This is a genomic window from Marinitenerispora sediminis, assembly GCF_003336425.1.
Classification (GTDB): Bacteria; Actinomycetota; Actinomycetes; order Streptosporangiales; family Streptosporangiaceae; genus Marinitenerispora; species Marinitenerispora sediminis.
In genome coordinates, this window is the sequence record NZ_QEIO01000204.1 from 1 (window position 1) to 7,217 (window position 7,217).

Genomic DNA, 7,217 nt, shown 5'->3' on the forward strand with positions numbered 1-7,217 from the left:
GTGCGGGACGGGGGCGGGGACAGGCTCGCCTTGTGTTTTCCGGGGGAGTGGATTAGACCAATTCGTGAGATCTGCCGGTTCCGGGCGCCGGCCGCGGCGGTACCGGCGCCGGGGACGTGCGGCGAGCGGCACGGCTGCGGAGGGCTGCGGAGGTGGGGATGGCGGACAGCGGTGCCGCCGGCGCGAACGCGGCGGCGGTTCCGGCCGAGGTCGAACTGGTGCGCCTGGACCGCCCGTCGGCCCGGGTCGCCGACCTGCGGTCGGCCGTCCTGAAGCTGCGGCTGGCCCCGGGCCAGCAGCGCTTCAGCGGCGAGGCCACCACCACGCTGCCGCGCGCGGACGTCGATCCCAACCGCTTCCCGTTCGCCGTGCTCTGGCGGGGGACCGCGGTCGGCTTCGGGATCATCGACCTGGTCGGCTGCCTGGCCGAGATCACCGACGACCCGGAGCACGCGGTGCTGCTGCGGGCCTTCTACATCGACACGGGCTGGCAGGGCAAGGGCCTCGGCCGTGCCGCGTGCCGGGCCCTGGACCCCCTGGTCCGTGACATCGCGCCCGCGGCTCGGCAGGTGCTGCTCACCGTGAACGACCCGAACCCCCGGGCGCTGCGCGCCTACCTCGCCGGCGGCTTCGAGTACACCGGCCGCCGCTACCTCGGCATCGAGGCCCGCCCCCAGATGGTGCTGCGGCGAGTGGTGCACTGAGACGGGGCCGGACGGGGTGTCCGGGGGGTGCGGCTGTGGCCGTGGACGACGGTCCGACCGCGTCGCCGGGGTGAGGTCCTGCTGCGTCCCGTCGACGTCGCCGAGGACGGAACTCCGGCCTTGAACAGTCGGGAAAGTGGTCGGAAGCTGGGGGCCACGCTGATAACGTCACAGCTCAGCAAGACCGCGCCCCGCCCACATGGGGGTGGCCCGCGAGAGTACCGGCCCGTGAACCGCCTGCCCTAGCCCGCCCCGCCCACGCGGGGATCGGCCCACGCCCGCCGGCGTGGTGCGGTACACCTCAATGCGCTCCGCATGCGCGGGGATGATGCGCCCAGATGGCGAGCCGACCCCTGCCAGCAGGGGGTGGCGCAGCCAGCGTCCACGCGCGCCCTCAGCGGGAAGCACCGAGGAAGTGTCAGCACGCACGCCAACGACCCGTGGTGCGGTTCATGGCGCCTTCACGCGTGCCGCAGCGCGGACCGCCCGGTCTCCGGGTCCGAAACGTTGCGGTGGCACCGTGGCGCGGGAGAGGATCGACCCCGGACACTGACGGGCCGGGGACGGCACCCTCCCCGGCCTGGAGCACGCGGGTGTACTGACGACAGAGCCAGACAGAGCCAAGGAGCGCCGGCCGTGACCATCGACCCCTACCAGACAGCCCAGGAGGCCGCGGCGGAGCTGCGCGCGCGCAGCGGTGTCGACTCCTTCGACGCCGCGCTGGTCATGGGGTCCGGATGGGCTCCGGCCGCCGACGCCTTCGACAAGGTCGTCGCCGAGGTCGCGATCGGCGACCTCCCGGGGTTCCTCCCGCCGAGCGTCGCCGGGCACAGCGGCCGGCTGCGCGCCGTCCGGCACGCCGACCGCGACATCCTGGTGTTCCTCGGCCGCACGCACCTGTACGAGGGGCGCGGGGTCGACCCCGTCGTGCACAACGTGCGGACCGCCGTGACCGCTGGGGCGCGGACCGTGGTCCTCACCAACGCCGCCGGCGCCCTGCGGGGCGACCTCGCCGTCGGCCAGCCGGTGCTGATCAGCGACCACCTCAACCTGACGGCCCGGTCGCCGCTGACCGGTCCCCGGTTCGTGGACCTGACCCACGCCTACGCCCCCGAGCTCCGCGCGCTGGCGCGCGAGGTCGAGCCCGGCCTCGCCGAGGGCGTCTACGCCGCGCTGCCCGGCCCGCACTTCGAGACGCCCGCGGAGATCCGGATGCTGCGCTCCCTGGGCGCGGACCTGGTCGGCATGTCGACGGTGCTGGAGGCCATCGCCGCCCGGGAACTCGGCGCGCGGGTGCTCGGCCTGTCCCTCGTCACCAACGTCGCCGCCGGACTGAGCGATCGGCCGCTGGACCACCACGAGGTCCTGGAGGCCGGCCGGGAGGCCGCCTCCGACGTCGGAACGCTGCTCGCGGGCATCGCGGCCCGCCTCTGAGGCGCCGCCGCCCGGTCCGGCCGGCGGCGCGGCTGTCACACCGGTCTGGGAGCATGCTGCGCATGGAGTTCGCGACGTCTGAGGACCTGCATCGGGTGTGCGCCGAGCGGCTGGGCGAGACCGCCGGCCGCCGGTTCGCGGCGCTGGCCAGGCGCGGCTTCCGGCTGGAGCCGGCCGGGGCTGGCTCGGAGCCGACCGGGCGCTGCCGGACGGGTGGTCCCGCGCTGCTGGAACCGGGCACGCCCTGGCCCGAGTTGGACGGCTTCCCGCTCTCCCTGCACGCGGTCCTCGACACCGACGCGCTCGCACCGTGGCTCGGCGACGAACTCCCGTGCCGGCCGGGCCTGCTGAACTTCTTCTACCTCGACCCGGCCCTGCCCTACGAGCGGTTCCGGCACCTGGACGGGTTCTCTCCGGAGGCGTGCCGGGTCGTCCCGGCCGACCCGGACCGGGCGGTGGTGCGGCCGGCCCCGAGCACGGCGCGCAGCTACCCGCCGGAGCTCGTGCACGCCGCCGCGGTGGCCATGCTCCCGGACTCGTGGGACGTCGAGGACGACGACCTCCCCTACGACGACGGCGAGCACTGGGGTGCCACCTCCTTCGTCCTGGACCGGTTCGGCGATCTCGACGGGAACAGCTCCGGCAACCACCAGGCGTTCGGCTGGCCCGGGCTGTCGCACGCCTCGGGCGTCAGCGCCGCGGAATACCGCGGCGAGCGCCGGGTGCACCTGCTCCAGCTGGCCGAGGACGGGAACTGGAGCTGGGGCGACGCCGGGACCCTCTACTTCCTGATCTCCGAGGAAGCGCTGGCCAAGGGCGATTTCAGCCAGGTGGTGGCTGAAATGCGGTGCTGCTGACCGGGGGGAGAAATGGCGGTTTCCGGATGCCGTGAAATTGAATTCCGGTGATCCGAAACACAGGAGCCAGATATCCGAATCGCGGAACGATCGTCATTCGACTATGATCACGTCGATCGGCAATATGCACTGGCAATTCCGGGAATCCGCCCTACAATCGTGGGATCAATCCCGTTCGGCGGAACACGGCCCGCGACGCCTCTTCCGGTGCGACCGACCGCGCCCCACCCGGCCCGCCATCGCCTGACGACGGAGTCGCGGCGCGGGATGCCGGCCATCCGCCCGAACGACACCGTGAAAGGTCATCATGTCCGCCCACATACCGCCCCACCTGCGGCTGGCTCTCATGCACGCCGGTGCGCGAGCGGTCATCTACCGGCGCCCCGACGGCCGGCTGGAGATCGGCCAGCGGGACCTCGTCGACCAGCTGTCCGTCGTGTACTCGCTGGACGAACTGCTCGCCGACGGGGTGCGCGGACTGCTCGGCTGGGAGCTCGTGGCCTGACCGGCCCGGGCGCGGCGCCCGGGCCGGGCGCGCCCCGACCGGCGCGCGGCGGAGCACGCCCCACCGCTCAGTCGGCCGCGATCACGTCCGACACCGCGGCACGCAGGTCGTCCAGGTATCCGGCGGCGCTCCGGCGGGCCGCCGCGACGTCCGACCCGGCGGGCAGCACCACCTCCAGGTAGCTCTTCAGCTTGGGCTCGGTCCCCGAAGGGCGCAGCGTCACCCGCGCCTCGACCGGACCGCGCAGGTGGAACCGCAGCGCGTCGGTGGGCGGCAGCTCCCGCAGGCCGCCGGCGAAGTCCTCCACGGAGTCCACCGCGAGCTCGCCGAACGCCGCCGGCGGCTCGGCCCGCAAGCGGCGCATGACCGCTCCGATGCGGGACAGGTCGGCGACCCGCACCGAGAGCTGCCGGGTGGCGTGCAGGCCGTACCGGTGGGCCTGGTCGTCCAGGAGGTCGACCAGGGTACGGCCCTCCCGCCTGGCCCCGGCGGCCAGCGCCGCGACGGCCAGCGCGGCGCTGATGCCGTCCTTGTCGGCGACCGGCCGCCCGCCGTCCCCGCCGATGCAGTACCCCAGCGCCTCCTCGTAGCTGAACACGTTGCGCCCGGCCGCGCCGCCGGCCCGCACCAGCCACTTGAAGCCGGTCAGTGTCTCCACGTGCCGGACCCCGTGCGCGGCGGCGATCTTGGGCAGCAGCCCGGCCGAGACGATCGTGCTGGCCACGATCCGGCCGTCCCCCGAGGTGTGCCGCAGCACGTGCTCGGCCAGCAGTCCGCCGACCTCGTCGCCGGTGAGCAGCCCGTGCCCGGGTACCGCGACGGCGAGCCGGTCGGCGTCGGGGTCGTTGGCTAGCACCAGGTCGCTGCCGTCGCGCCCGCCCGCCGCCAGCGCGAGGTCCATGGCGCCCGGCTCCTCCGGGTTGGGGAACGCCACGGTCGGGAAGTCGGGGTCAGGCTCCGCCTGCTCGGCGACCACCGAGGGCGCGGGGAACCCGGCCCGCTCGAACGCGGCCAGCAGCGTGCCGGCCCCCACGCCGTGCAGCGGGGTGTAGGAGACCGCGACGTCGCGGTCGGGTCCCAGCGCAAGCGCCGTGACGGCCGCGAGGTAGCGCTCCACCACCTCCTCGCCGAGCACGACCGGTTCGCCGCCCAGCGGGAGGGTGTCGATCGGCCCCACGAGGTCGATGGCGGCGGAGATCGCGGTGTCCATCGGCGGCACGATCTGGCTGCCGCCGTCGGCGTCGCGGCCGCCGACGTAGACCTTGTAACCGTTGTCCTGCGGCGGGTTGTGGCTGGCCGTGACCATGACGCCCGCGTCGGCGCCGAGGTCGCGCACCGCGTGGGCGAGGACCGGCGTCGGCAGCGCCCGCGGCAGCAGCAGCGCCGTGCAGCCCGCGCCGCCGAGCACGGCCGCGGTGTCCCGGGCGAAGACCTCGGAGTTGTGCCGCGCGTCGTAGCCGATCACGACCGTGCGCCCCGGGCCGAGCCACCGTGCGACGCCCGCGGCGGCGCGCATGACGGTCACGCGGTTCATCCGGTTCGGACCGGCGCCGAGCCGGCCGCGCAGCCCGGCCGTGCCGAACTCCAGGCGCGTGCCGAACCGGTCGGCCAGCTCCGCGTCGTCGCCGGCCTCCAGCAGCGCCGCCAGCTCCGCCCGTGTCCCCGGGTCGGGGTCCTGGGCCAGCCATGCCCGCGCCCGCTCGCGCAGTTCCACACCGTCCACCCCCGAGGTGTTCACTCAGGCCCCGCCCTTCCCAGCTCTCCCGGTCGCCACCGTCTGGGGGTACCGTACGGGATGCCCGAGCGCCGCCGCCGGGCGGCGTCCCCGTGTGCGGGGAGCCCGGACCCCCTGCGGACCGGTCGACGAGGAGGAGAAGGCGCCATGAGCGGCTCGAAGGAACTCACCGCGCTCTACCAGCTCCCGGATGCGCACGGCATCGAGGTCACGGTCGCGGGCATGGTCGGCTACACGGTCGCGGGCACCGCCCTGGGACTGCGGCCGGGTCGGCTGTCGTTCAGCGTGCCGCAGGGCTGGCAGGTGCCCCGGGCCATCGAGTTCCACCCTGATCCGCGGCTGCGGCTGCGCCACCGGCTGACGATGAACCATGCCGGGGCCGAAGCCAGAGCCGCCGCGCTCGACCGCCTCGGCTACCGACGGGAGGAGCACCCCCGGCTGTACGAGGACCTGGCTGCGGACCTGCGGGCCGAGCAGGCGCGGACCGTCCGCGGCTGGCGCGCTCCCCGGCAGCGCCGCGCCTCCGCCCCGGAGGCGATCGACCTCGCCCTCGTCGCCGAGGACGCGCGCCGTCTCATGGCCGACCCGCGCCTCGCCGAAGCGACCAGGGTCTTCACCGCGGAGTTGGCCGGCCCCTTCGCGCGGGAGCCGAACACGTTCCGGCATGCCGACATCCCCGGCGAGGCCCTCGCCCGGATGCTCGCGCCGCACCGGGTAGCCACGGCCATTCCGGAGAACGGGATCGCCGTCCGGCGCCTCGCCGACGAACCCGACGCACCGGCTCGCGGCGGCGTACTCGGGGCGCTGCGACGGCGCTCGGCGCGGCGCGGGGACGACCAGCCGGCCCGGCGCAGCACCGGGCGGCGCGACACGCGAGAGGGGCGCGGGCTCGGCTGACGGCGTGCCGACGGGCCGACGGGCCGCCCGTCCCCACGGAGGCGACGGTGCGGCGTCCGCCTCGGTGGCGCGGGACGCTCAGCCCCCGTCCGCCCAGCGGACCTCGTGGACCGGCGCGTGCGCCGTCCAGTACCGGCTCCTGGCACCCATGAGCCCCGCGAAGGCGAGGACCGGCCACAACGCCATGGCGGCCAGGGAAGCGAATAACGGCGCCCACCACCAGGGGTTCACGGGGGAGCGGTCCAGCGGGTTGGTGGCGATCCACTCGATCGCCAGGGCGAACCCGACCGAGGGCAGGAACATGGCCGGCAGCAGGAGCAGCCAGAACCAGGCGTAGGTCCGCACGATCTCCGCGGCCTTCATCCGGGTCACGCCGTGGAAGTCGTACCGTGTCTCGACCCCGCCGGCCTCGGAGTTCCCCCAGAGCCTCTGGGGGCCCTCGGTCACGTAGTAGCGGCCCAGCGGCAGCACCGGGACGAACAGCAGCCACAGCCAGCGCACCGCGAAGTGCCGCCCCTGGGCGTCCTCGCGGCTGACGGGCATCAGGAGGATGCCGATTCCGTTGAACCCGCCGAGCCAGGGAGCGCGATCCCCGCGGGCGGTCGAGAAGGGGCGGACCTCTTCGGTCATGCCGGGATCGTAGAGGACGGGAACGGCGGCGGTCCACGGTCCACCGAGGGGCCATCGCCGGGCGGCTGGTGCGGAGCCCGCGGCGCCGGTCAGACGCGGGCGACGGCGATCCGCCGCGGCTGGGGACGCTCCGGCCCCTCCACCAGCCGGCTCATGTCGCCGGGGTCGCTGGTGGGCGGGAGCACGGGGCGGGACTGCTGGAGTGCGGTGCCCAGTCGGCGAGCTCGGCCCTCGTCCGCCCAGCGGACCTCGTGGACCGGCGCGTGCGCCATCCGGTACCGGCTCCCGATGACGGCAATGGAGACGAGGTGGGGAGCCGGGGTCCGGTGGTTCCTCCAGCGCGCTTCGCGTGTGCTCTAGGACGTGTTTGGAAAGTTCAGAGCCATTCCCCGATGGCCGCGACCAGGACGGTGGCCTCGAACCTCAAGGCGAGCTTGTCAAAGCGCGTGGCTACC

General features: G+C 74.5%; 8 protein-coding genes. 5 read left to right on the plus strand and 3 right to left on the minus strand.

The annotated features are described in order from the left end of the window. Positions 1-158 precede the first annotated feature (158 nt). From DEF28_RS24555 to DEF28_RS24570, 4 genes are all read left to right on the plus strand, one after another. Positions 159-704 carry a GNAT family N-acetyltransferase gene (locus tag DEF28_RS24555; protein ID WP_114397914.1) on the plus strand — a complete coding sequence of 182 codons (546 nt, stop codon included), beginning with the start codon at positions 159-161 and terminating at the stop codon, positions 702-704. A 636-nt stretch (positions 705-1,340) separates the two neighbouring features. Next, positions 1,341-2,138, plus strand: coding sequence for a purine-nucleoside phosphorylase (locus DEF28_RS24560; protein ID WP_114397915.1), 798 nt, complete (start codon positions 1,341-1,343; stop codon positions 2,136-2,138). Positions 2,139-2,200: 62 nt separating this feature from the next. Further along, positions 2,201-2,995, plus strand: coding sequence for a DUF1963 domain-containing protein (locus DEF28_RS24565; protein WP_114397922.1), 795 nt, complete (start codon positions 2,201-2,203; stop codon positions 2,993-2,995). Positions 2,996-3,302: 307 nt separating this feature from the next. Then, complete coding sequence (locus DEF28_RS24570; RefSeq protein WP_114397916.1) at positions 3,303-3,500, plus strand: hypothetical protein; 198 nt, start codon at positions 3,303-3,305, stop codon at positions 3,498-3,500. 67 nt (positions 3,501-3,567) lie between these two features. Here DEF28_RS24570 and DEF28_RS24575 read toward each other — a convergent pair whose 3' ends face one another. Beyond that, entirely contained in the window at positions 3,568-5,238 is a 1,671-nt protein-coding gene (locus DEF28_RS24575; protein ID WP_233515518.1) for a phospho-sugar mutase, read from the minus strand. Positions 5,239-5,382: 144 nt separating this feature from the next. Here DEF28_RS24575 and DEF28_RS24580 point away from each other — a divergent pair, with 144 nt between their 5' ends. Beyond that, positions 5,383-6,132, plus strand: a complete 750-nt coding sequence (locus DEF28_RS24580; RefSeq protein WP_114397917.1) for a hypothetical protein — start codon at positions 5,383-5,385, stop codon at positions 6,130-6,132. A gap of 78 nt (positions 6,133-6,210) precedes the next feature. Here the strand turns inward: DEF28_RS24580 and DEF28_RS24585 are convergent, their stop codons facing one another. Next, on the minus strand, positions 6,211-6,762 hold the full coding sequence (locus DEF28_RS24585; protein WP_114397918.1) for a hypothetical protein: 552 nt from the start codon (positions 6,760-6,762) through the stop codon (positions 6,211-6,213). Between the two features lie 89 nt (positions 6,763-6,851). Further along, the gene (locus tag DEF28_RS24590; RefSeq protein WP_114397919.1) at positions 6,852-7,034 is read right to left on the minus strand and encodes a hypothetical protein; all 183 of its coding nucleotides are present in this window, start codon (positions 7,032-7,034) and stop codon (positions 6,852-6,854) included. Between the last annotated feature and the right edge of the window lie 183 nt (positions 7,035-7,217).